Annotated in this window: 22 protein-coding genes; 10 read left to right on the forward strand and 12 right to left on the reverse strand. The window is 59.3% G+C overall.

Features of this window, described 5'->3' with window-relative positions; translation table 11 throughout:
- Positions 1 to 26 precede the first annotated feature (26 nt).
- The 10 genes from MB02_RS17995 to MB02_RS11095 form a co-directional block, all read right to left on the reverse strand.
- The gene (locus tag MB02_RS17995) at positions 27 to 377 is read right to left on the reverse strand and encodes a class I SAM-dependent methyltransferase (RefSeq protein ID WP_235829494.1); all 351 of its coding nucleotides are present in this window, start codon (positions 375 to 377) and stop codon (positions 27 to 29) included.
- A gap of 54 nt (positions 378 to 431) precedes the next feature.
- Complete coding sequence (locus MB02_RS18070; protein ID WP_268872966.1) at positions 432 to 566, reverse strand: hypothetical protein; 135 nt, start codon at positions 564 to 566, stop codon at positions 432 to 434.
- Positions 567 to 829: 263 nt separating this feature from the next.
- Positions 830 to 1,570, reverse strand: coding sequence for an SDR family oxidoreductase (locus tag MB02_RS11060; protein ID WP_067537365.1), 741 nt, complete (start codon positions 1,568 to 1,570; stop codon positions 830 to 832).
- A gap of 82 nt (positions 1,571 to 1,652) precedes the next feature.
- Positions 1,653 to 1,904 carry a hypothetical protein gene (locus MB02_RS11065; protein WP_156495489.1) on the reverse strand — a complete coding sequence of 84 codons (252 nt, stop codon included), beginning with the start codon at positions 1,902 to 1,904 and terminating at the stop codon, positions 1,653 to 1,655.
- The gene (locus MB02_RS11070) at positions 1,874 to 2,662 is read right to left on the reverse strand and encodes a CoA transferase (RefSeq protein WP_067537098.1); all 789 of its coding nucleotides are present in this window, start codon (positions 2,660 to 2,662) and stop codon (positions 1,874 to 1,876) included. The genes MB02_RS11065 and MB02_RS11070 overlap by 31 nt, the downstream gene beginning before the upstream one ends.
- A 12-nt stretch (positions 2,663 to 2,674) precedes the next feature.
- Complete coding sequence (locus MB02_RS11075; protein WP_067537368.1) at positions 2,675 to 2,992, reverse strand: 2Fe-2S iron-sulfur cluster-binding protein; 318 nt, start codon at positions 2,990 to 2,992, stop codon at positions 2,675 to 2,677.
- A gap of 138 nt (positions 2,993 to 3,130) precedes the next feature.
- On the reverse strand, positions 3,131 to 5,497 hold the full coding sequence (locus tag MB02_RS11080) for a TonB-dependent receptor (RefSeq protein ID WP_067537101.1): 2,367 nt from the start codon (positions 5,495 to 5,497) through the stop codon (positions 3,131 to 3,133).
- A 381-nt stretch (positions 5,498 to 5,878) separates the two neighbouring features.
- Positions 5,879 to 7,021, reverse strand: a complete 1,143-nt coding sequence (gene ribB / locus MB02_RS11085; protein ID WP_067537104.1) for a 3,4-dihydroxy-2-butanone-4-phosphate synthase — start codon at positions 7,019 to 7,021, stop codon at positions 5,879 to 5,881.
- A 13-nt stretch (positions 7,022 to 7,034) separates the two neighbouring features.
- Positions 7,035 to 8,738, reverse strand: a complete 1,704-nt coding sequence (locus MB02_RS11090) for a class I adenylate-forming enzyme family protein (RefSeq protein WP_067537106.1) — start codon at positions 8,736 to 8,738, stop codon at positions 7,035 to 7,037.
- Positions 8,739 to 8,974: 236 nt separating this feature from the next.
- On the reverse strand, positions 8,975 to 10,108 hold the full coding sequence (locus tag MB02_RS11095) for an LLM class flavin-dependent oxidoreductase (protein WP_235829491.1): 1,134 nt from the start codon (positions 10,106 to 10,108) through the stop codon (positions 8,975 to 8,977).
- A 366-nt stretch (positions 10,109 to 10,474) separates the two neighbouring features.
- Between MB02_RS11095 and MB02_RS11100 the strand changes: the two genes are divergently transcribed.
- The 5 genes from MB02_RS11100 to MB02_RS11120 all read left to right on the forward strand — a co-directional run bounded on the left by MB02_RS11100 (position 10,475) and on the right by MB02_RS11120 (position 15,065).
- A complete protein-coding gene (locus MB02_RS11100) occupies positions 10,475 to 11,116 on the forward strand; it encodes a TetR/AcrR family transcriptional regulator (protein WP_067537109.1) in 642 nt (213 codons plus the stop codon).
- A gap of 42 nt (positions 11,117 to 11,158) precedes the next feature.
- A complete protein-coding gene (locus MB02_RS11105; protein WP_067537112.1) occupies positions 11,159 to 12,004 on the forward strand; it encodes an enoyl-CoA hydratase-related protein in 846 nt (281 codons plus the stop codon).
- A gap of 291 nt (positions 12,005 to 12,295) precedes the next feature.
- The gene (locus MB02_RS11110) at positions 12,296 to 13,402 is read left to right on the forward strand and encodes an LLM class flavin-dependent oxidoreductase (RefSeq protein WP_067537115.1); all 1,107 of its coding nucleotides are present in this window, start codon (positions 12,296 to 12,298) and stop codon (positions 13,400 to 13,402) included.
- A gap of 77 nt (positions 13,403 to 13,479) precedes the next feature.
- Entirely contained in the window at positions 13,480 to 14,415 is a 936-nt protein-coding gene (locus MB02_RS11115) for an SMP-30/gluconolactonase/LRE family protein (protein WP_067537118.1), read from the forward strand.
- A gap of 56 nt (positions 14,416 to 14,471) precedes the next feature.
- Positions 14,472 to 15,065, forward strand: a complete 594-nt coding sequence (locus tag MB02_RS11120; RefSeq protein ID WP_067537121.1) for a TetR/AcrR family transcriptional regulator — start codon at positions 14,472 to 14,474, stop codon at positions 15,063 to 15,065.
- 42 nt (positions 15,066 to 15,107) lie between these two features.
- Here MB02_RS11120 and MB02_RS11125 read toward each other — a convergent pair whose 3' ends face one another.
- Positions 15,108 to 15,605 carry a flavin reductase family protein gene (locus MB02_RS11125; protein WP_067537123.1) on the reverse strand — a complete coding sequence of 166 codons (498 nt, stop codon included), beginning with the start codon at positions 15,603 to 15,605 and terminating at the stop codon, positions 15,108 to 15,110.
- The gene (locus MB02_RS11130) at positions 15,602 to 16,867 is read right to left on the reverse strand and encodes a cytochrome P450 (protein WP_067537126.1); all 1,266 of its coding nucleotides are present in this window, start codon (positions 16,865 to 16,867) and stop codon (positions 15,602 to 15,604) included. The genes MB02_RS11125 and MB02_RS11130 overlap by 4 nt, the downstream gene beginning before the upstream one ends.
- A 501-nt stretch (positions 16,868 to 17,368) precedes the next feature.
- Here MB02_RS11130 and MB02_RS11135 point away from each other — a divergent pair.
- From MB02_RS11135 to MB02_RS11155, 5 genes are all read left to right on the forward strand, one after another.
- Positions 17,369 to 18,115, forward strand: a complete 747-nt coding sequence (locus tag MB02_RS11135) for an SDR family NAD(P)-dependent oxidoreductase (RefSeq protein WP_067537129.1) — start codon at positions 17,369 to 17,371, stop codon at positions 18,113 to 18,115.
- A 23-nt stretch (positions 18,116 to 18,138) separates the two neighbouring features.
- Positions 18,139 to 18,909, forward strand: a complete 771-nt coding sequence (locus tag MB02_RS11140; protein ID WP_067537131.1) for an enoyl-CoA hydratase-related protein — start codon at positions 18,139 to 18,141, stop codon at positions 18,907 to 18,909.
- A gap of 342 nt (positions 18,910 to 19,251) precedes the next feature.
- A complete protein-coding gene (locus MB02_RS11145; RefSeq protein WP_067537134.1) occupies positions 19,252 to 20,022 on the forward strand; it encodes an SDR family NAD(P)-dependent oxidoreductase in 771 nt (256 codons plus the stop codon).
- A 152-nt stretch (positions 20,023 to 20,174) separates the two neighbouring features.
- On the forward strand, positions 20,175 to 21,809 hold the full coding sequence (locus MB02_RS11150; protein WP_067537136.1) for a flavin-containing monooxygenase: 1,635 nt from the start codon (positions 20,175 to 20,177) through the stop codon (positions 21,807 to 21,809).
- 153 nt (positions 21,810 to 21,962) lie between these two features.
- A complete protein-coding gene (locus MB02_RS11155; protein WP_067537139.1) occupies positions 21,963 to 22,742 on the forward strand; it encodes an SDR family NAD(P)-dependent oxidoreductase in 780 nt (259 codons plus the stop codon).
- Positions 22,743 to 22,751 lie beyond the last annotated feature (9 nt).

Raw genomic sequence — 22,751 nt, forward strand, 5'->3', positions numbered from 1 at the left:
TGGCCCCGACGCGCGCGGTTGCGACGTCAGCAGGTTAATATGCTCGTCGATAATGTCCATGATGCTGCGCTGCCAAGGATTGGCGGCGATTGGTGCCTATACCGCGATGCCGAGCCGCCCACCTTCGCGCAGCATCCGGCGCAGATTGGGGAAGGCAGGATAGGGCTGGGGAGAAAAAACAAGCCGAAGCGAGAGAACAGCCGATCGAACGGCGCTTTCTCCGGCATGACCGCCGCGGTGTCGCCTTGTACCAAGCGGATATTGGCGAAGCCCGTGCGCATCGCCCGGTCGCTCGCCGCCGCCACGAGGTCGGCTGATATATCGAGGCCAAGCCCGAATCTTGTTGCCCCGACCGCCGTAGCGATCTGCCGAGTCATCCAGCCTCCGCCGCAGCCGACATCGACCAACGTCTCGCTGGCGTTGTAGGCGGCCTAGGCGAGCAGCGCCTTGCCGATCGGCTCGATCATATTCTCGAAACGGTAGAGATGGGCAAGCCAGCGCATACCTGTCTGACATGCCCAATCGTTCATCGCAAATTCTTCCAGATACTCGCCGACGTCGTCCATTCATGGCCCTCCCCTTGTATTTGGTCACCGACAGCCGGAAGATAAAGCCTGCCGCTTTCAAGCCGGTGGTGTTTACGGAAAGAACCGTTCCCGGCTTTCCAATGTCGCCGGTGCGACAAACCTTTTACGAGGTCGAAATTCCCCGTGTGCCGAGGTGACCGTAGCGCTCAGGCGGAGGTTCCAGCGATTAGGTTTTTCGCGCGCATTAAACATCTGCCCACGAATCTAGAGAAGTTCATCCGCATCCATACCGTCCCGCTCGATCAGAGTGGAACGAGCGGTCCATGTCCTGCCAATTCGGCCCCATCGATAAGAATATCCGTGCCGGAGATAAAAGGAGATTCATCGCTGGCAAGAAACACAACGAGCTTCGCGACTTCTCGAGGATCGGCTTTGCGGTTCATGGGATTAAAGCCGCTCACATCGAGGCCTTCGTTCATTGGCGTGGCGATCGTACCAGGACATATGGTATTTGCCCGCACGCCTCGGCCGGCAAGCTCGATCGCGATGCAACGGGTGAGACCGCGCACGGCAAATTTCGATGCGGTATAGCCATGAAGCCCGGCGATGCCTTCGATACCTTGGGTCGAGGACACGTTGATGATCGACGCGGGGGCCGACTGCACCAACGCGGGTGTGGCCGCCCGAATTCCGAGAAACTGGCCAGTCAAATTGATGTTGATGATACGGTTCCAGTCATCGAGCGTAAAATTCTCGATGGACCCCATCGTGCATATCCCGGCGTTATTCACGAGCACATTGAGGCAACCGAACTCAGCGACGGCGAGAGCGACCGCGTCCGCCCAGTCGCGCTCGCTTGTAACGTCGAGATGGATGAACCGCGCCCGATCCCCAATCTCTTGCGCCAGTGCCTTGCCTTCATCGTCCAGCACGTCGCCGATGACAACGCTACCGCCTTCGTTGACGATCTCCCTGGCGTGAGCGGCACCCATGCCGCGGGCGCCTCCGCTGATGAGAGCAACCTTTCCTGCAAGTCTTCCCATATCATCCTCCATAAAAACAATGTTGATCAAGGAACGCGATCGACCGCGATCATGTTGGGCAGCTCCCGATCATGACGGCCCATCACTGCCGGATCGATAACTGCTCGAGTGGTGGAGCAGGCGAAAGCGCTGCGGCGCTCCTGAGCTGCCGGGCTATGGACAGCGGCAGGGCCGGAAGAGCGTGCTCACCCTCGCCAACCTGGCGGTCCAGCAGGCCTCGCGCTTTCACCTGCGGATCAATCAGGACTTCATCCAACCGTGCGACGATCGAGCAACACACGTCCTGGTCGCGCATCTTATGTTTTATTTCTGCTGCCGAAATTTCTCGACGCATTTCGCGACCTCAACCTTCACCACCTCGCTCTGGACATTTTCAGCTCGAAAACCTACGTCGAGACCAATCATGGCGCAAAAGTTTCGCCAGAATTTCTCTTCGACGGCAGCCACCGTCAAATGGCGACTATCGGCGGTTCTGTACAATTGATATCGTGGGGCCTCGCCAGTGACCAGATTCTGTCCCTGTTCAGGCAAGATGCCCGTTTTCAATGCGGGAATAAGCGTATTGTAGTGAAATGGCATCATCCCGTCGAAGATTGCCATGTCCGGATAGCAGCCTTCGTCGGTGATGCTCCTTCGAATATAGGCTAGGAGGATGTTGATCACCGCTGGGTAAACACCTCCGGCAACATCAGCGGCGGGCAAAGCCGGCTTGCCTTTACCGTCGACAATTTTGTCGAGGTGCCCACTTTCGGCCATAAAGTTGAGATCGTTGGCGGAACGCTGCGCCTTCGGGCCGTTATGTCCCCAGCCGCTGATCGAGCAGTAGATTATGCTCGGATTGATCGACCTGACACGAGCGTAATCCAACCCGTGACGTTTCATCACACCTGGCCTGAATTGCTCGATCAGGGTATTTGCCCGCATGAGAAGTGGCTCGAGGATCTCGGTGCTTGCTTCATCCGTCAGGTCGATGAAGATGCTTTTCTTGCCGCGGTTCAGCGTATGATACTGAACGCTCGTTCCATGAATTTGAGGCTCGTAGCCTCTCATCAACTTGTCATCCGTTCCCGGCCAGGGCGAGGTGGCGACCATTACCAGAACTGCTCAGTCTTCGGGGGCGATCTCAACCACCATCCCGTCATGGGCATCGGCCAAGGTTATCTGGCACGAAAGCCGAGAAGTATTCGACCGGTACTCCGAGGAAACGAGCAAATCGTTTTCGTCACCTTCTGATGCGGGTGTCAGATTTTCCGGGCCTTGCCTGATGAAGACGTGACAGGTCGCGCAAGAGCAGCAACCGCCACAGAGCGCCAGCAATTGATCGAAACCATTGTCGCGAATGGCTTCCATAAGAGAAAGCCCGGTGGGCGTGGAAACTGCCTTCTCGTTGCCATCCCGATCAACGACATTAATCACGATCATTTGAGCACCCTTATAATCATGTTCTGCCAGCGCTCGCGGCGGCTGGATAAATCCATCCGATGTCTTGAATTCCATGGCTCTTGACCGCGAACATGGAACAACGGGTGGGCGGGATACTCCGCCCACCATCCATCGAACTTAGAACCTGAAGGTGACTTCCGCGCCGAACGTCTGCGGTTCGCCCCAGATCGCGGTGTTGAAGCCGCCGCTCGCGCCTTCGACATAACCCGAATTGTAGTAGAGCTTGTCGAACAGGTTCTTGGCATAGACGGCAGCCGAGAAGCCACTGCCGCTGATGTTGTCCCAGCTCAGCCGCATGTCGACCGTCACATAGCCCGGCAATTGGGTACGAGGCGTGATCGAGCCCTCGTTGTTGGAGAAATAGGTCTTGGTCTGTCCGAAGACGTCGGTGCGCAGCTTGACCTCACCCAGACTCTCGGGGATCGGCAATCCGATTACCGTATAGACCGAACCGGCCCATTTCGGGGCGTCGGTGTAGGTATCGAACGGGATCGTAAAACCCGGAACGCCCGTAGCCGCCGAGAGATCCACCACATTCTTGGTGAACTTGGCGTCGGTATACGCACCCGAGAACCCGAATTCGAACCATGTGGCAGGTTTGAAGTTGCCGTCAAACTCGACACCCTGGATCCGCTTCTCCGGCACGTTGACGGTGAAGGCGGCAGGATTGCCGGCCACCAGCGCGTAGATCGAATGCTGGGCGTTCTTCACGATCTGACGATAAGCGGCAATATTAAACCGCGTCGGCACGTCTCCGAGACGGCCGGCGAACTTGTAGCCCAACTCGAAGTCGTAGGTCGTCTCGTTGTCGAAGAAGTTGGTATTGTTGAACGGCACGACCGCGCCGTTGAAACCGCCCGCACGGAAGCTGCCCCGCTGCGAGAAATAGACCATGTTCGACGAATCGATCTGATACTGAAGATTGAAGGTCCAGCTCGGATCGTGGAGCTTGGCCTTCTGCTTCAGCGGCGTCGCGCCGTCGAGGTTGAACAGGCTTCCAGCGATCTGATCGAGGCCCGCGGTCTCCCAGGTATAGCGACCGCCGGCGGTGGCCTTGAGCTTGTCGGTCAACTCGTAGCTGAGCTGCGCGAACACGGCCTTCGATTCCGACCGTTGGTGATAATAATAGGCGATGTCGGCCAGAGGTGTCGGCAGTTCGTCACCGACGATGACGGGGATGTACTCCTTCTTCTTGGTGTTCGAATAGAAGGCGCCGACAATATATTCGAGCGCGCCCGACTTGCCCTGCAACTGCAGTTCGTTCGAGACCGCCCTGGTCGAGAACTCCTCGCCGCCGGGGCGACCGTTACCCAGGCCGGCGCGGTTGTACAGGTTGAGTGACCCAAAAGGCGAACCCGATAGGATGCCCGGCGTACGGGCGAAGGCATCGGCCCAATTGAAGATGTTCTTCAGCGTGAGGTCGTCGCCAAGCTCAATCTCGGTGGTGTTAGTGACGAAGGCGGCATGCGCCTTGTGCGGCAAGTCGTAGCTCAGCCAGACCTCGTAGGGGTGCTGCTTTTGCCAGGCGAGATAGCCGGGGACGGCGCCGGGCCAGGTGCCTTCGCCCATCGGACCGTCACCGAGCGTCGGCGCGAAGGGGCTGTTCATCCCGTATACGCAGTCGAGCGTCGCGGTCAGCGTGTAGCCGTTATTGGTCTCGCCGCAGGTGTGATATGAATAAAGGCCGCCCGCTCCTTCGGTACCGCCGAAATCGCTATACTGCGCGACGATCGTGTTCTTAAACGAAGAAGATGGCTCGAACACAACGGTGATGCGCCCCGACAGGGCGTCGGTGTCGCCCAGCGTACTGCCGGTATTGGCGTTGCGGATATAGCCGTCCTGCTTGCTATAGTCGCCCGCGAGGCGGATCTTCAGCGAATCCGAAACGGGAATGTCGATTGCGCCTTGGGCCTGGATATAATTGCGTTCACCTCCCTTGATCGTCAGATATCCGCCATAGACATCGCCGGGCTTGGTGGTTTCGTAGAGGATCGCACCGCCGGTCGCATTGCGTCCGAACAGGGTGCCTTGGGGGCCCTTCAGAACCTGGACGGAGCTGAAATCGAAGAAGGCCGTCGATGTGTTGCCCGCGCTCTGGGGTGCTTCGTTGATATAGGTCAGCACGGCGGGGCTGGAGCCGGAGAAGGGATCGAGCGTCTGGCCGCGAAGTGTGAAGCTAATCTGGTTCGAGTTCTGCCCGCTCTTCACGATCAGGCCGGGCACCAGGGCCGCCAGATCCTGTTCGCTGGACACGTTGCGATCCTGCAACATCTCGGCGTTGAATGCGGAAACCGAGATCGGGACTTTCGACAACGCTTCCGAGCGGCGCTGGGCCGTGACGATGATCTCGCCTGCATCGGGCGTATTGGCCGATGCGTTGTCATTCCCTTGTTCGGCGGCGCTTTGCGCAAACGCCGGCATACCGGCCACGAGCCCACTCAGCGCGATCCCGCAAGCCAGATACTTTTTGATTCTGAGCGCCATTTTCACTCCTCCCCTTCAGCTTCAGCCCCTTGCTGGAGCCATATCGTAGAGCGATAGACTAATATTAATTAGGTGAATGTCAATGCCATTTAGACAAGCGCGACGAGGAAAGGTTTGTTGGCGATCTCAACGCGGTTCGCAGGGACAGATTCTTATTTATTCGTTATATTTCAATAGATAAATGGCTGATGATACGCAGATGGGCAGGGCCATCCCAAGCTGGTGAGTCCATGGTGGCGTTAGGCGCGCTCCCTCTATTCCTGCCTCATTAGACAAATATAAATTAGGGCTTTTTGCACGAGGCTTGGGACATCGTCGACATATCTGCGCCTGACGGCCGTCAGGCCGCCCATCGCCTGCGCTGTGCGACGCCCGCCCGGCTCATTCGGGATTGAGGTGGAGGGGGGACACGGGATTTTCCTCGCGTAGCTCGAGGCGACCTGTCACCGTCAGGCCGAAGCCCTCCAGTGCCGCCAGTTTGGCCTTGCTGGACGTCAGCAGAGTCATCTGTCCGACACCGAGATCGAGAAGGATTTGAGCGCCGATCCCATAATCACGGCTTGCATTTGTTTCATGATAAAGGCGTCGACCACCCCCGATCCGTCGCGATATAGAGGTTGGGCTTGGATCGCGCACAAACACCGCGGCTGCCGACCCCTGGTGCTGCGAGATCTCCTTGAGCGCACGTGGCACGTAATTGTGATGCGCGGCCGTCCAGCCCAGAAGATCGGCGGTCAAATCGACCTGGTGAACGCGAACCAGCGTGTCCGAGTGGGGCTGGATATGGCCTTTGACGATAGCCACATGCTCGCCGCCATCGACCAGATCCCGATAGACGTGGATGGTGAGTGGAGCTGCGGAATAATGGCTCTCGAAGGGTGCGCTTACCACGCATTCGATAAGGCGCTCGGACCGGCGCCTGTAGGCGATGAGGTCGGCAATCGTCCCGACTTTCAGACCGTGAATATCGGCAAAGCGCAGCAGATCGGGCAAGCGGGCCATCGTCCCGTCTTCATTCATGACTTCGCAGATCACGCCGGCGGGCGCGAGCCCTGCGAGGCGCGAGATGTCAACTGCGGCTTCGGTGTGACCGGCCCGAACGAGAACGCCGCCGTCACGGGCGGTCAAAGGAAAAACATGCCCAGGCGTCGCCAGATCCTCGGGGCCTTTCGAAGGATCAATGGCGACGGCAATGGTATGAGCCCGGTCGGAGGCCGATATACCCGTCGTCACGCCCTCGCGCGCCTCGATCGATACGGTGAAAGCAGTGCCATGGCCGGATTCATTATGGTCGGTCATCGGCCGCAACTTCAGCTCGTCCGCGCGGGAGCGCGTTATGGCCAGGCAGATCAGCCCGCGGGCGTAACGGGCCATGAAATTGATCTGGGCCGGCGTCGCGAACTGCGCGGGAATGATGACATCGCCCTCATTTTCCCGATCGTCTGCATCCACGAGAATATACGGCCGCCCCTCGATCGCGTCCTGAATGATGTCTTCGATGGGCGATACGCGATTTTCCGGCATGAGCGGGCTCTTTTCAGGAGTCTGTTGAAACGGATTTGCCGGCTTCCACCAGGGCCAGCGCTTGCTCGCGCAGGCGAGCCTTCTGGACCTTGCCGGTGCCCGTCTTGGGAAGCGCGTCATCGGTAGTGAACCAGATATCGCGCGGCATTTTGTAGGCGGCGACGCGGCTGCGAAGATACGTCTTGATCTCGCTTTCTGTCATGACGCTGCCTTCCGCGCGAACGACCCATGCGCATCCGCACTCGCCATAGCGATCGTCCGGCATGCCGATGAAGAATGCCTGGGCTATGCCTTCATGCGCGGTCAGGATCTGTTCGAGTTCCTTGGGCGACACCAGTTCGCCCCGGCTCTTGTACAGTTCCTTGGAACGGCCGGTGAGGAACAGGTTGCTGTCCTCGCGGAACTGTCCCAGATCTCCCATCCTGATCCAGCCGCCGGGCAGGAAAAGCTCCGCGGTTGCCTGGGGATTGCGGAAATAGCCCTTGCTGTTCATTGGGCTGCGGCAGCACAGTTCGCCTGGATTACCCCATGGCAGGTCCGCGCCGGTTTCGGGATCGATCGTCTTGAATTGGGCGATCCTGCCATCCTGATCGGGAAGGCCGGCGATACCCGCTTCAACGATGCGTCCCTGGGTTTGCGAAACGACCTCGATTGAGTCGCCCGGGACCGTGCAGATGACGGTGGCGGTGACTTCCGTCTGTCCATAGCTGGTGATGATATCTTCGCAGCCGAACGTCTTCTGGACATCCGCCCAGACCCAGCTCGGCGTCGGCGCCGCTGCACTGTGGATCGCAGTCAGCGAGGAAAGGTCGTACTGACCGCCCTTGGCCTGTTCCAGCAGCGCGATGGTCATGGTCGGGACGCCCATGAGATAGTTCGCCCGATGACGGCCGATCGCGGTCAGGATCGCGTCCGGATCAAAGCGAAGGAGTGGTATGATCGCGCCGCCGACTATCATGCCGGAAAGCAGTCCCACGACCAGACCGAAGCCATGATAGAGCGGCAGCGAAAAGACCGCGCGCCGGCCATCTTCGAAAGCCTGATGGTATGCGCCCGCGTAAGAGGCGCGCAGAAGATTGTCGTGCGTGATATCCACGCCCTTGGGCGAGCCCGTGGTGCCGGACGTGAACATGATGACAGCGGAATCTCCGCCATGCACAACGCCTTCGGCCAGGACGGGTCCCGACCTCGCTAGATCATCCACAAATTGCTGAGGATCTGTGCGATCGAAAATCAAACCGCCGCGCAGTTCGGGCAGGCCCGGACACTGGCCGTCCCGCCAGCCCGGCAACGCCTCATCAAGCTCGACGGATATATCCCGCGAGCCGAAGCTGCTCATCGCGATCAGCAGTGCGCATCCGGCTTCGCGAACGGCGAACTCGATTTCATCAGGGCGATAGAGTGTGTTGAGGGGCACCGCGATGGCGCCGGCGCGCCAGATCGCGAAAAGCAAGGGCACGATTGCGGGATCATTGGCCATGACGAGGCCCACGCGGTCACCTTTGACTACCCCTCGTTCCGCCAGACCAGCCGCCAAACGACGCGAGACGGCCGCGACCTCCTTATATGTGAGCACCACGTCATCGGTGATCACAAGGGGGCGATCGCCAAAATCATTGAGACTCCAGTCGAGATATTCGTGAAGACTGGACCATTGCCACCGCGGATGCCGCCCTGCGATGACGTTTCTGCGATGCGTTATGGCCTTTTCCTTCATGTCCTCTCCTCTCGACCAATTGTGTGTCGATTGCCTGTGTCAGCGCCCCTTGCGGGCTGTTTTAGGACAGATGCCGGCGTTGTAGGCATCAAACCAGGTTCTGCCACTAGATCACGGCCGGCCTGCGCAATGCGCGGCAAAATTGTCGATTGGCTGACATCCTGGACAAGTGCACAAAGCGCTCCGGTGCCCTGTCATGGCGCACCGGAGCAAAGGCAGGGTCCCGCTAAAGCTGATCAGGCGACTTCCGTTGTCGTGCCGGCGGGAAGCTTGACGCGAGGGGCCACTTCCTTGGCAATGAGTTCAAGCGAATGGAACCAGGGCGCCGGATCATCATAATAGTCGTGTGCCTCAACCTGCAGCGTACCCCAGCCACCCGTCTTTTCGAACAGGGCGTTGAGCTTCTCAACCACGGTGTCGGGCGAGCCCACGACGAACACCTTGTCGACCAGGAATTCGAGATCGGCCTTGTCGGGATCGATGCCGGCATCCTTGGCGAAACCATCCATCATGCCGAAGCGGCGCCAGATCGGGATCAGGTAACGGTTGAAGCAGTAGCCGATCGGCCCTTCCATAACCTCGCGCTTAGCTTCGGCATCGGTATCCCCGACGAAGACGGTCTGCGAAACGGCATGGCGCTGACGATCCGGCGTAAATCCTGCCTTGATGTTCGCCTCGGAATAGGTCTCCCAGTGCTTCTTGAGGGCATCGATCCCCGAGAAGATCGATACCGGCTTGAAATTGCGTTCGCCCGCCAGTTTCATCGAGGGCGAGTTGTAGCTGAAGCCAGTGACTGCAAATTCAGGGAAATCTCCACCGAAGGGGGAATAGTTGGCGAGCTTGTGCTGCTCATCCTCTTCCGTGACAGCCACTTCCTCTTCGGGAAAACCGGCCGACCAGAATTTCCCTTCATAGAAGAAGGGCTCACGCCTCCAGATCTTTTCCATAATGAAAAGCGACTCACGCACCATCTCATTGAGAAAAGCGGTGTCCTGACCGTTCTTGATGCCATGCATGTAGGAGGCGAGCGGGTAGGCGCCCGCGCCGATACCCATGAAGTAGCGCCCTTCCAGAATCTGCGAGAGCCAGCCGACGGTCATCGCCAGCTTGGCTGGATGCTGATGCGGCAGAATATGGGCCATCGGTGCGAAGCTGATGTTCTTGGTCTGCAGGGCCGCGGCTGCCATGATCAGTTCGGGGTTGGGAATATTCTCCCAGATCTGCGAGGCATGCTCGGAGATCATCATCGTCGTGAAGCCGATCTTGTCGCAGTGCACCGCGCTCTGCACGCCCCATTCGAATGTTTGTCGCGCGGTCCGCCCGGGGCGCATGTACGGGTGGAAAATCAGGCCGGTCTGCATAGACATCATCGCTCTCCATAGCTGTGTTGCGGGAAATGGATTCGGCTCCACTCTCCCTAACGAATCTTAGGCTGGGGCAATTTAAGCCACTTGTAAATAGAAATTTGACCAAGAGACCCTCCTGGAACGGGCCAGAACTCGGTGCGGGTGAGACATGGTTGCATCTTGGACGGACTGCACGGGCGATCCAGCCAAGTTGCAACAGTGCCATAAATCAATGTTATTTAATAATATTTTATCCTACTGGCTCTTGAATGGAGTTAGAATGATGGACAAGTCGGCCAACCAAGCCTACACCTTGATCGAACGAGGCGTGAAACAATTGACTTAGAACGATCGGCTTTGCGATGAACCGGATCAAAAGGGCGAACGGGAATGCGGGGGGCGGCGGCCTTGGCAGGCGAGTGCGACAATCTTGATGCAAAGACCAAGTTGATCCTGACTGCGGAACGTCTTTTCGCGCAGTCCGGCATCAACGGCGTGTCACTGCGCAACATCGCGCAGAAGGCCAAGCTGGGCAATCATTTCGCCGTGCAATATCATTTCGGCTCGCGCGAAGGGCTGGTGCAGGCAATATTCGACCATCGCATGGCGCAGATGGAAGAGGCGCGCGGCGCCATGCTGGAGGATCTGCACCGGCGCGGACTTACCAAGGATGCACGCTCGATCCTCGAGGTGGTGTTTCTTCCGCAGCTTCAGCTCAACGGAGACGAACACGCTTCATACGGCAATTTTCTGGCGCAATATCTGCTCAGGAACGACTGGAGAGACTTCGGCGTCTTTGGCCATGAAGCGCCACCCAATCTGCAGAAGACTTTCGATCTCCTGCGGGAGAGGGTTGATTATCTCCCCTCCGCAGTGGCTCAGCGCCGCTTAGTGAATGTCAGCCTCATGTTCCTTTACCTCCTTGTGCGGCACAGCGGACAGGGGGCTGGACAGCAGGAAGCTTTCGACAGCGCACTTGCAGATACGATGGAGCAGATTGTTACGGCGATGTGTCTTCCGTTCCGGGTTTGACGCGCCCGGCGCGGCCGGCAGGAGAGTAGAAAGGCGAGGATAATGATTCAGGCAATAGACGGAATCCGGCTTGAGCCGGGCGAGGCGATCGACTGGATCGTGCTGGACCGTCCGGAGGCGGCAAACGCTTTCTCCGGCAAGATGCTCGAGCGTTTTTCCACGGTGCTCGCGGAGCGGAGCGGCGCCGGTGCGCCGGTGCTGGGTATTCGCGGCGCTGGCAAGGGCTTTGGCGCCGGGATGGATCTTGGCGAATATAATGCGAACGGGTCCGCCATGGACGATGTGATGCGGCTTTCCTCCTGCGTCGAGCGATGGACGGCAATATGGCGGCATCCCAAGCCGGTTGTCATCGCAGTGCATGGATATTGCATAGGCGTTGCCGCTCAACTCGCCACTTTTGCCGACATCCTGATCGTTTCAGAAACCGCGACGATCAGCGAGCCGACCATCCCCTTAGGAGGCGGCTTCATCGCACCGATATGGGCGGCGCAGGTGGGAGGGCGCAGGGCCAAGGAGTTCGCCTTCCTGCCCGGCAACCGGATCGATGGCAGGACCGCGGTGGAATGGGGCTGGGCCAATGCGGCCGTGCCCGAGGACCAGCTGGTGGCCTGCGCCGAAGCTCTCGCCCGCCGCATGGCCCAAGTTCCCGCATCGGTGCTTACGATGAAGAAGCGCTCGGTCAACCGGGCGATGGAAGCGGCCGGTTTTGCCACCAGCCTGGGTGCGGTCGCCGAGAGCGACGCGATACTGCATCTGGAGCCGGAAGTACGGGCGATCAGGGACCGGTTGCGCACAGACGGCCTCAAGCCGGTGGTCGAGTCCTTCTCGGGGCCTAGCTCGCAAGACATATTCCGGCACTATGGCAGCGCGGCGGCGATCGCGCCGTGAGAGCCCGCGCCCGCGATCCATTTTCGGCCAATCCCTAAGAAATATTTGTTCGTATGGTGCCGAATTATACCGGCGGAAACAGGGCTCCGGCGTAAAACCGCCAAGCCAGCCGGTGGTGTCCCGATAACGCCAACATCTCCATGAAGTCCAGTATATCAGTATGTTGAGCGACTATCGCGCGCGTAGGCAGAGGTGAGGAGCCTTTCCGTCAGGCTGGGAAGCCGCGAATTCGATTGCAAAGATTACCTAATTACGATTAGTCTGCTGGGAGAGAATCTCAGGAGACACGCAATGGAAGTAGGCTTGGGTCTGACGTTTCAGAACCTGAACGAGAAGGTCACCGACAAGGAAGTCTTCGGGCACGAACTCTCGCTTGCGGCACGGGCAGAGGATCAGGGATTCGATTCGCTCTGGACGCCGGAGCATCATTTCACCGGCTACATGATGACGCCGAATGTGCCGCAGTTCCTGTCCTGGGTCGCGGGGCAGACCAAGCGCATCAAGCTGGGCACGACCGTAACGGTCCTCCCGTGGCAGAATCCGGTACGCATCGCCGAAAGCTTCATCCTTCTCGATCATTACTCGGAAGGGCGCGCGATCCTCGGTATCGGCCGGGGTCTGGGCAAAGAGGAGTTTGACGGTTTCGGCGTGCCGATGGGCGAAGCGCGCAAGCGCTTTCGCGAATATGCCGAGGCCTTGCTGGCGGCGCTGGAAACGGGCGTCATGGAATATGACGGAACCTACCTCAAGCAGCCGCGCGTGGAACTGCGCCCGCGTCCCTATGCCAGCTATCGCGGCCGCGTGTTCGCCTCGGCCGTTTCGCCGGAATCGGTCAAGCTGATGGCCAATCTCGATGTGGGGCTGATGATCATCGCTCAGAAACCGTGGGATCGGGTCGAGGAAGATATCACAAGCTACCGCGAACGCTTCTTCGCGATGCAGGGGCGGCCCGCGCCCAAGCCGGTCGTGGTGGCCTTTGTGGCTGTCAACGAAGATGCCGCGAAAGCGCAGGAGATGCGCGATAAATATCTGGTGGAATATGCCAGGTCCACATCGTCCTTCTACCAGTTCTCCAACAAGGACTTCGCTTCCATCGAGGGCTACGAATATTATGGCGCCCTTGCCAAAAGTGTCGAGAAACACGGAATCGAGAAGTTCAATAATTTCCTCGCGGATCTCCAGATATGGGGACGTCCGGAGGAGGTCGTCGAAAAATTAAAGTCGATGGTGGACCGCTTCGACGTGGGCAGCTTCATCATCTACACACAGTTTGGCGACATGCCGTTCGAGGTCGGGCGGGATAATTTTGAAGTTTTCGCACGCAAGGTTCTGCCGCACCTCAAGGATATCGATATTTCAGCTCCCGCTATCGCGCCTGCGGTGGCTTCTTTGGCATAAGTCAGGCACCCGCTTTCCGAATGGCGGATCAGTTGCGGGCCTAAGGCCGAAACGGCAAATTCAAGGATAGGGTGAGGATGATGGAAGGTGAGGGTTGGCGGTGCCTCTGGGATGCCAGGGCCATTCTGGGCGAAAGCACGATCTGGGACGATCGCGACGGCCGCATCTACTGGGTCGATATCGAAGCGCCGAGCATCAATTGGTATCGCCTTTGCGATGGTGAGCGCGGGACGTGGTCTACGCCTGCCTGGGTGAGCGCGCTCGCCCCACGCGCCAGCGGCGGCTTCATCGGGTCGGCGGCAGACGGCTTCGTTCATCTCGATCCCACGCACCAGATTTATCAGCCTATCGTCCATCCCATTCCCAATCCGGGGGTTGCGCGACTGAATGACGGGGTGACCGATCGCAAGGGCCGCTATTGGTCCGGCTCGTGCGATTCCAGCCAATGGGATGAAAGCACCACGGCCGAAGACAAGGAAAGCACCCTCGGCAATCTCGATGTGCGCAACACCGGCGAACTCTACCGACTCGATGGCGACGGCACCGTCTCCACTCAGGAGCGCAACATCGTCACGGCGAACGGCCCGGCTTTCAGCCCGGATGGCAAATTGGCCTATGTGAACGATTCGATGCCTCTGGTGAGCTGGGTCTATGATGTCGCGGACGACGGCACGCTCGGCAACCGGCGGGATTTCCTACGGTTCAAGCCCGAGGATGGCTACCCCGACGGCATGGCTGTCGATACAGAGGGCTGCATCTGGATGGCCTTCTATGAGAGCTGGTATCTGCGGCGTTTCGCTCCAGACGGCCGCCTGCTGGAAGAGCGGCGTCTGCCGGTGATGCGCGGCTTGCGGCCCGCTTTTGGCGGCGCGGATTATTCCCGTCTTTTCCTGATCACCGGATCGCAGGGGTATACGGCCGAGAGATTCGCAAGCGAGCCGTTGGCGGGCAGTCTGTTCGAGATACTCGATCCGCCCGCGCCCGGCGTGCCGAACACGCCTTTTGCCGGGTGAGGAGGCCGGCCAAGGGGAAAGCTGACATCTCAAACATTTCCGGTTAAAGGGCGGACATGGTACAAATAGAAAACGGTCGAACACGCATTCTGGATTCGGCCGCCGCGGTCCTTTGCAAAAGAGGGTTGGCTGGCGCGAAGCTCAGCGACATTGCCCGCATGGCCGGGATGCTCGCGCCCAGCATATATCATCACTTTCCATCAAAGGATCATTTGGTGGAGGAAGTGATGATGGAGGGAATCTATCGCAATAGCCGCCATATCGTTACAAAGGTCGAGGTATTAGGCGCAGAGGCGCCACCTCTGGTCCGGCTTCGCGCCGCCATCCAAGCGCATATCAACTTCCTGTTGACGGGGGACAACTACTCCTCTGCGGTGGCGCGCGTATTCGACGATCTCCCGTCGGAAATGAAGGGGCGGGTTCTGGCGGCTTACTCTAGCTTCGACAATTACTGGCGGGACCTTATCGTCGCTGCCCAGGCTGCTGGGGGGGTTAACCGATCGCTCGATGCGACGGTGGTCCGTAAATTCCTGATCGCGATGCTGGACTCGTCGCCCTCCTGGTATCGGCCCGGCAAACTGGGGCCAGCGCAGATCGCCGAGCAGGCGGCGGATTTCGTCCTGTACGGCTTCGTGGGAAGGGAAGCCTGAGCGAATAGGAGCCCGTAGGGCGAGATAGCTCCCGCCCTCGGTTCATGGCCGGGACAATGGCGTGACGGTTCCATAGGCCCCTTTGTGAAACAGCAAAGGGGTTCCCGGATGATGGATGTCGAGCCCGTGAACCTCTCCCAGAGCGATATAGTGATCGCCTGCTTCATGGATCGCATGGAATGAGCAATCGATCCATGCAAGGGCGCCTTCGATCACCGGGGCTCCGCGCGGGGACAGGCCGTGCGGCACGCCATCGAACTTGTCGGGGTTCTTTGACGCAAGCACGCGGCAAAGCTCCTCCTGATCATCGGCGAGCACATTGACGCAGAACCCGTCGCAAGCCCGGATCTTTGGCCAACTTGATGAGGCCTTGTCCGGAAAGAAAGCCACGAGTGGCGGGGCCAGCGAAACTGACGTGAACGAGCCGACGATCATCGCAACCGGCTTCCCGTCTGAGTGCATGCCGGTAATGGCGCAAACACCCGTCGGATAATGACCCATAATCCGACGGAAGGCGACGGCGTCTGTTACGAAAGTCATGCCGGTTTTTTGCTTTCCCACACCAGAGGGACATTTTCGACGGCCGCGACGATGCCGGAATGGTAGATTTGTTTCGACCCTTCCTTCAAGGAAAAGTGCGGAATCCGTGCCAGCCATTCCTGCAGCATGACGATCACTTCCATGCGCGCCAGGTGCATTCCCGCGCAGCGATGCGGTCCCTGTGCGAACGTCGAATGCGCGAGGTTGCGGCGCGAGAAGTCGACCTTCATCGGGCACTCGTGGATCGTGTCGTCGAGACCATGCAATGCCGTCGGCAGGAAGATCAGGTCTCCCTCCTTGAGCTGCGTTCCGAAGAACTCCATGTCGTGCGTCACATAGCGGGCATCGGACACGACCGCGAAACGGCGGAACAGTTCCTCGGCGCCGCGCTGGAGCTTTATCGGATCGGACCGCAGTTCGTCCACGGTTTCGGGATGCCGCGCCAGGTAGATCATCATGAAACTGAGAAAATTGACTACGGTGTCCAGCCCGCCGAGCAACAGCAGCGATACCAAGCCAAGCTCCCTGTCATGGGGCATGGGCTCACCGTTGATCTCGCTGTTGATCATCCGGGTGATGAGGTCTGTGCCCGATCCGCCACGGCGCTGCTCGATGATGGGGGCGACATAGGCGAAGAAACCCTTGTTGGCGGCGTCAAGCGAGCGGCCTTGTTCTTGCGGGGTGTTGCCGGATGGCCGCGTCATTTCATTCGCCAGCGGGGCCAGTTTCACTGCGTCCTCGATCGGCAGGTCCGCCAGCGCGAGGAAAACCTTGACCGGGAAGATTCCGGCGAAGTCCTTCGCGAAATCGCACTGCCCGCGAGGCGCGAGATCCTCGATCAACTCGATCGCGATGGCACGGATATCGTTCTCGATCTTTCTGATCTCGCCGAGGTTGAGCGCCTTGTCGAGCGCCTTGCGGTACGGCGTATGCTCCGGCGGATCAAGTTTGGTGGGGACCATATCGTAGGCTTCGCCCGCCTCGCGCGGCACCCAGATGACCCGGCTGGAGAAACGGTCCGGGTTGCGATAGACCTCATCGATCACGGCGCCGCGGGTCGCAATCCAGTGCCCACCCGTGAAAGGAGTCCAGATCAGCGGAGGCGTATCGGGTTGCTGCACGCGCTTCCAAGCCTCCTGCACCCCTTCTTCGATACCATCGAGAGCATAGGCATCGACCTCGCGCACCAGCGCTGCCGGGACATAATCCGGGACCGGCACACGGGGCTTGCTGACGGGGGGCGGCAAGGTGTCACTGTTCATTTCGGCATCCTCTCTTAGTTCATGGATGGAACGATGGCCGCCTTTGTGGCCATATCGGTTTGAGAAATTGGAATGGCCTCGGTATTATTCGGTGATACCGCGCCGATGGCTTGCGAGCTTTTCGGCTGAATATCGCCACTGACCCATACAGCGGACGGGTCGGCGGCATATCCGCCAACCGGATTTCCGGACCATTCACCTCAACGAGCATCGCCGGCTCGCCGTAGCCCTCCTCATGCGCGATTCAGACTAATATAAATTAGCCTGACGATCGAGAAATGACAAGGTCGAATTGGGCATCACCTTCCAGTTGGCCGCGAACGCCTTACGGGTAATGTCGCATCATTTCAAACTACTGAATCTCTTATAGATATTTCAATGACGATCGTTCTAGCGCTGCAGTTTTGCATCGCCTTGATAAATGACTGGCATCTCGATAAAGTCCACCCAGCATAATCATAATTAGGCAATATCCGATGAGTCTGAAGAGAGGAAGCTGACATGGGCCGTCTCAATGGAAAAGTAGCCATCATCACCGGGGCCGCGCGCGGCATGGGAGCCTCGCACGCCCGCGTTTTCGCGCGAGAAGGCGCAAGGCTGGTCCTGACCGACGTCAACGAGGAAGCGGGTTCGGCCTTGGCGCGGGAACTGGGGGATTGCGCGATCTTCCTGCCCCATGATGTCACGAAGCCGGAGGCATGGAACGCGATCGTCGCCAAGGCGGTGGAGCACTTCGGCACGATCGACATTCTCGTCAACAATGCCGGCATTCTAGGGCCGATGGCTACCACCGCGGACCTGACCGATGAAGGCTATGATCTCGTCTGCGCGATCAACCAGGATTCCGTGTTCTATGGCATGCGCGCCGTGCTACCGGTGATGGTTCAGGCCGGGCGTGGGTCGATCGTGAATATTTCGTCGATCGCGGGCATGGCCGCGAATTATGGCTTCCCGAGCCTTGCCTATGTAGCCAGCAAATTCGCCGTGCGAGGCATGACGAAGGCGGCTGCGATGGAATATGGCAAGCACAATATCAGGGTCAATTCGGTCCATCCAGGCTTCATCCAGACGCCGATGATGGTGGAAGCTACCGATGAGGTTGGCGGGGAAGCGCTGGCCCAAATTCCCCTGGGCAGGATTGCCGATCCCTCGGAAGTCTCGAACCTCGTCCTTTTCCTGGCGTCGGACGAATCCTCCTACATTACCGGCTCCGAGCATCTCGTCGATGCGGGCATGCTGGCGCACTGATCTGCGTTCGGCGGGGCTATCCCATGGCATCCATCAAACTGAGCGTGCGGGGGCATGTCGCGGAAGTCCTGCTCAACCGCCCCGGTGCGCTCAACGCCATCGACGACGAGATGGACCGGGCGCTGGCCGCCGCGTGGGAGCGGATCGACGGCGATCCGGACATCTGGGTCGCCGTCCTCCGCGGGGCGGGCGAGCGGGCTTTCTGCGCTGGCGGAGACATTGCCGTTCCGCCCACAGGGCACGATGGCCTTTCCTTTGGCGGAGGGCTGACCGGCATTGGCGGGCGCCTGCGACGCCTCCGAAAGCCGCTGGTTTGCGCGGTTCACGGCCATGTGCTGGGACTCGGCTTCGAACTGGCCATGTGCGCCGACATCATCGTAGCGGCCGACAATACGCGTTTCGGCCTTCCGGAAGCGCGGGCGGGAATCATCGACCACTGCGGAGTTGTCCATCGCGCCGTCCGGCAATTGCCGCATCATGTCGCGATGGCGATGATTGTGGCCAGCGAAACGCTCGATGCGACGCGAGCTGGCCAATATGGGCTGGTCAACGAGGTCGTGCCGTTCGAAAGCCTGGATACCGCCGTTCAGGCTTGGATCGACAAGATCCTCCGCTGCGCGCCATTGGTGTCCCAGGCCGCGAAACAGGCGACGCTTGACGGGCTGAACACCAGTTTGGAGGGTGCTTTGGCTGCGCGATACCAGCTTATCGATCTCTATTCCCGAACCCAAGATTGTCAGGAAGCGATGCGCGCCTGGAAAGAGCGCCGGACTCCGGAATGGAAGGGACGATAGACGTCATTATTCCTAATTTAACTTAGGTTAAATCAAGGTTCCCGATCCTCTGTCGGGGCACGGAATCGTCAAGAAGGCTCCGGTAAACTGCGCGGCGCCACGCACGCATTCACGAAAAATTGTCGGAATAACAAGCATTTTTCCGCTGGTTCGCGGACGCCAGCGCAGAAGACTTGTCCAACCACGCCGCACTATCCATCGCGCGCAATCGCTATTGCATATTGGCCTAATTATAATTAGGTTTATGCTCAAAGCAGACATAGACTCGCTACTCGCTGTGGGGGGCTGCAAATCGTTCAGACACGCCACGGGTCTGGTCGGGATTGGGATGGAGACGGATTTATGACCCTGAGCCAGAAGAAAATCATCGTGACCGGTTGCGCGCAGGGCATCGGCGCGGCCGCGCTACGCGCCTTCGTTGCGGAAGGCGCCGAAGTTTTCGCTATGGACATTGATCCCCGAGGTGGCGATGCCGCGGTGGACAGGGCCAATGCCGCTGGCCCCGGCAAGGCCCATTTCATCGCCTGCGACGTTGGCGATCGCACCGCCGTCGATGCCGCCTTCGATGCGGCCGTGGCGCAAATGGGCCGGCTCGATGTCCTCGCGCATATCGCGGGCGTTCACCGTCACGCACCCACCCATGACGTGCCCGACGACACGCTGGAATGGATTTTCAATATCAATGTCAATGGCACCATCTACACAAATGGCGCAGCCTACCGGCATATGCCCAATGGCGGGGCGATCATAAATTTCGGCTCCGAATCCGGCCTCACCGCCGAAATCAACAACGCCGTCTATGGTGCGTCCAAAGCCGCAGTCCATACGTGGACGCGCAGCATTGCCCGTGAGTGGGGAAAGCGCGGTATCCGCGTCAATGCGGTGCTGCCTTATATCGTGACGCCCATGTACGAGCGGTTTCGCGAAGCCCTGTCGCCCGCGGATCTGGCCGTTCATGACAAGGCGACCGGCGAACAGATCCCGCTCGGCGGCAAATTTGGCAATGCCGACACCGATCTGGCGCCGGTTTTAGTGTTTCTCGCGGGCGAAGGATCACGCTTCATCACCGGCCAGCTCATTCCCGTCGATGGCGGGCTGATATCGGTGCGGTGAGCGGGCTCGGCGCAACGCGCCCGACGATTACGGGGATCGTCCCGTTCTCAACCTGTCCATCCGCACCAGACCGTCGGCACGCAACATGCCGGGATCAACATTAAATTCGCTTGGGGGCCATTTCCCCCACGTATTTCGAGAGGCTGACCGAAATGAACCAAAAACAAACGCCTGATTGTGACGCAGTAGTGATCGGTGGCGGGGTAACCGGCATATATCAGGCCTATCTCCTCGATCAGGCCGGCATGCGTGTCCTTGGCATCGAGACAGCCCCCGATGTCGGGGGCACTTGGTACTGGAACCGCTATCCGGGATGCCGGCTGGATACGGAAAGCTATGCCTATGGCTATTTCGCATTGAGGGGTATTCTCCCTGACTGGGAGTGGAGCGAGCGTTTCGCCTCTCAACCAGAGATGCTGCGTTACATGAACGCGGCTGCTGACAAAATGGACGTCAGAAGACTCTACAAATTCAACACGAACGTCGTTTCCGCACGATATGATGCAGGCAATAATATCTGGAGGCTGCGGCTCGATGATGGCGAGGACATTTCCTGCCGTTACCTGATTTCGGCAACAGGTCCGCTGTCGGCGACGAAGATGCCGGACTACAAGGGGATCGACAGTTTCCGCGGAGAGGCATTCCATTCTTCACGCTGGCCGACGGATGCCGAGGGCAAACCCGTGAATGTGGATTTCACCGGGAAAAAGGTCGGCGTGATCGGTACGGGCGCCACGGGTGTTCAGATCATCCCGATCGTGGCCGAGACAGCCAAGGACCTTTTCGTGTTCCAGCGTACGCCCAACTGGTGCACGCCGCTCGGTAATTCTCCGCTGAGCAAGGAGGATATGGATCTCATCCGCAAGCGGTATCCCACGATCCTGGAATATGTGAAGACTACCCCGACAGCCTTTCCCTATCATCGCGACACGCGCAAGGCATCAGAAGTCACGGCAGAGGAGCGGGCAGAATTCTTCGAAGAGCTTTACGATCAACCCGGTTATGGCATCTGGCTGAGCGGCTTTCGCGACCTGCTGCTGAGCAAGGAATCCAACAAGTTCCTCGCGGATTTCGTGGCCAGCAAGATCCGGCAGCGCGTGAGAAACCAGGACGTCGCTGAAAAGCTCATCCCAACGGATCATCCCTTCGGCGCGAAGCGTGTCCCGATGGAAACCAATTACTACGAAACCTACAACAAGGATCATGTCCATCTGGTCGACATAAAGACCGATCCGATATCGGAATTCGTTCCCGAAGGGATCAAGACCGTAGACAAGCTCTACGAACTGGACGTCGTGATCTTTGCGACCGGCTTCGACGGCGTGACGGGGTCGCTCGACCGCATCGACATCCGCGGGAAGGACGACCGGAAGCTGATCGACGCATGGGCGGACGGTCCTTCGACCTATCTCGGGCTTCAGGCGCGCGGCTTCCCGAATTTCTTCACCCTGGTTGGTCCGCACAACGGCTCGGCATTTTGCAACGTCGGTGTTTGCGGGGCTCTCCAGGCCGAGTGGGTGACACGAATGCTCACCTATATGGGAGATCGCGGCCTGACCTGTTCCGAGCCTGCGCAGACCGCCGAGGATCGGTGGACGCAAGCGGTTTACGCCGATTTTGCCCGGACGCTCATGGCGGACACCAACGCATGGTGGATCAAGGTCACCCACAAGCCTGACGGCAGCGTCGTTCGGCGCACCCTCGTCTATGTCGGCGGGGGACCGGACTATCGGCGGCGCTGCGAGGAAGTCGCCTATAATGACTATGAGGGCTTTGAACTCTCCTAGCGCGGACATGCACCTGTCTATTTACGTGCACAATTACGTGGCCGATTTTTGGGCCGCGTCCAGAGAGTAGGGACGGTGCAATACAAATGATCTTCTTATGCGGCGGCATTTGGATACGCCGTCGATCAACATCTGGAGAAAGTACGAGGCGGTATGCAACTCTCAAATATTCCCGCTGTAGTGACCGGTGGTGCATCTGGACTGGGGGAGGCGACCGCTCGCGCCCTCGCGGCGGCGGGAGCGAAGGTCGCGATCTTCGACCTCAATGCCGAGCACGGGGAAGCGGTGGCGGCGGAAATCGGCGGAACCTTGTGTGTGGTCGACGTCACCGACGAGGCGTCGCTCGACGCGGGCTTCGCAAAGGCGCGCGCGGCCCATGGGCAGGAGCGCGTGCTGGTCAACTGCGCGGGCATCGCGAGCGGCGAAAAGACCGCCAGCCGCGACAAGGCGACGGGCGCAACGGTCGCGCACCGCATCGCCGCCTTCGCACGCACGGTGAACATCAACCTCATCGGCACCTTCGCCTGCACCGCCAAATCGGCAGCAGGCATGCTGACGCTCGATCCGCTGGAAGATGGCGAGCGCGGCGTCATCATCAACACCGCGTCGGTCGCGGCGGAGGAAGGGCAGATCGGCCAGGTCGCCTACGCCGCCTCGAAGGCTGGGGTGAAGGGCATGACGCTGCCTATCGCCCGCGACCTGATGGGCGAAGGCGTGCGCTGCAACGTCATCCTGCCCGGCATATTGGGCACGCCAATGCTGATGGACCTGCCGCAGAACGTGCAGGAATCGCTTGGCGCGACGGTGCCCTTCCCCAAGCGCTTGGGCAAGCCGCAGGAATATGCCGACACGGCGCTCTTCCTGATTACCAACGGCTACATGAACGGCGCATCGGTGCGGCTTGACGGCGCGCTCCGCATGGCGCCGCGCTGAGGAGTTCGA

The sequence above is a fragment of the Croceicoccus estronivorus genome (assembly GCF_001625325.1).
Classification (GTDB): domain Bacteria; phylum Pseudomonadota; class Alphaproteobacteria; order Sphingomonadales; family Sphingomonadaceae; genus Caenibius; species Caenibius estronivorus.

Coding starts and splice junctions, on each gene's coding strand:
- MB02_RS17995 (WP_235829494.1), bottom strand. CDS start 377: ATGACTCGGCAGATCGCTACGGCGGTCGGGGCAACAAGATTCGGGCTT.
- MB02_RS18070 (WP_268872966.1), bottom strand. CDS start 566: ATGGACGACGTCGGCGAGTATCTGGAAGAATTTGCGATGAACGATTGG.
- MB02_RS11060 (WP_067537365.1), bottom strand. CDS start 1,570: ATGGGAAGACTTGCAGGAAAGGTTGCTCTCATCAGCGGAGGCGCCCGC.
- MB02_RS11065 (WP_156495489.1), bottom strand. CDS start 1,904: ATGCGTCGAGAAATTTCGGCAGCAGAAATAAAACATAAGATGCGCGAC.
- MB02_RS11070 (WP_067537098.1), bottom strand. CDS start 2,662: ATGGTCGCCACCTCGCCCTGGCCGGGAACGGATGACAAGTTGATGAGA.
- MB02_RS11075 (WP_067537368.1), bottom strand. CDS start 2,992: ATGATCGTGATTAATGTCGTTGATCGGGATGGCAACGAGAAGGCAGTT.
- MB02_RS11080 (WP_067537101.1), bottom strand. CDS start 5,497: ATGGCGCTCAGAATCAAAAAGTATCTGGCTTGCGGGATCGCGCTGAGT.
- ribB (WP_067537104.1), bottom strand. CDS start 7,021: ATGCCGGAAAATCGCGTATCGCCCATCGAAGACATCATTCAGGACGCG.
- MB02_RS11090 (WP_067537106.1), bottom strand. CDS start 8,738: ATGAAGGAAAAGGCCATAACGCATCGCAGAAACGTCATCGCAGGGCGG.
- MB02_RS11095 (WP_235829491.1), bottom strand. CDS start 10,108: ATGATGTCTATGCAGACCGGCCTGATTTTCCACCCGTACATGCGCCCC.
- MB02_RS11100 (WP_067537109.1), top strand. CDS start 10,475: ATGCGGGGGGCGGCGGCCTTGGCAGGCGAGTGCGACAATCTTGATGCA.
- MB02_RS11105 (WP_067537112.1), top strand. CDS start 11,159: ATGATTCAGGCAATAGACGGAATCCGGCTTGAGCCGGGCGAGGCGATC.
- MB02_RS11110 (WP_067537115.1), top strand. CDS start 12,296: ATGGAAGTAGGCTTGGGTCTGACGTTTCAGAACCTGAACGAGAAGGTC.
- MB02_RS11115 (WP_067537118.1), top strand. CDS start 13,480: ATGATGGAAGGTGAGGGTTGGCGGTGCCTCTGGGATGCCAGGGCCATT.
- MB02_RS11120 (WP_067537121.1), top strand. CDS start 14,472: ATGGTACAAATAGAAAACGGTCGAACACGCATTCTGGATTCGGCCGCC.
- MB02_RS11125 (WP_067537123.1), bottom strand. CDS start 15,605: ATGACTTTCGTAACAGACGCCGTCGCCTTCCGTCGGATTATGGGTCAT.
- MB02_RS11130 (WP_067537126.1), bottom strand. CDS start 16,867: ATGAACAGTGACACCTTGCCGCCCCCCGTCAGCAAGCCCCGTGTGCCG.
- MB02_RS11135 (WP_067537129.1), top strand. CDS start 17,369: ATGGGCCGTCTCAATGGAAAAGTAGCCATCATCACCGGGGCCGCGCGC.
- MB02_RS11140 (WP_067537131.1), top strand. CDS start 18,139: ATGGCATCCATCAAACTGAGCGTGCGGGGGCATGTCGCGGAAGTCCTG.
- MB02_RS11145 (WP_067537134.1), top strand. CDS start 19,252: ATGACCCTGAGCCAGAAGAAAATCATCGTGACCGGTTGCGCGCAGGGC.
- MB02_RS11150 (WP_067537136.1), top strand. CDS start 20,175: ATGAACCAAAAACAAACGCCTGATTGTGACGCAGTAGTGATCGGTGGC.
- MB02_RS11155 (WP_067537139.1), top strand. CDS start 21,963: ATGCAACTCTCAAATATTCCCGCTGTAGTGACCGGTGGTGCATCTGGA.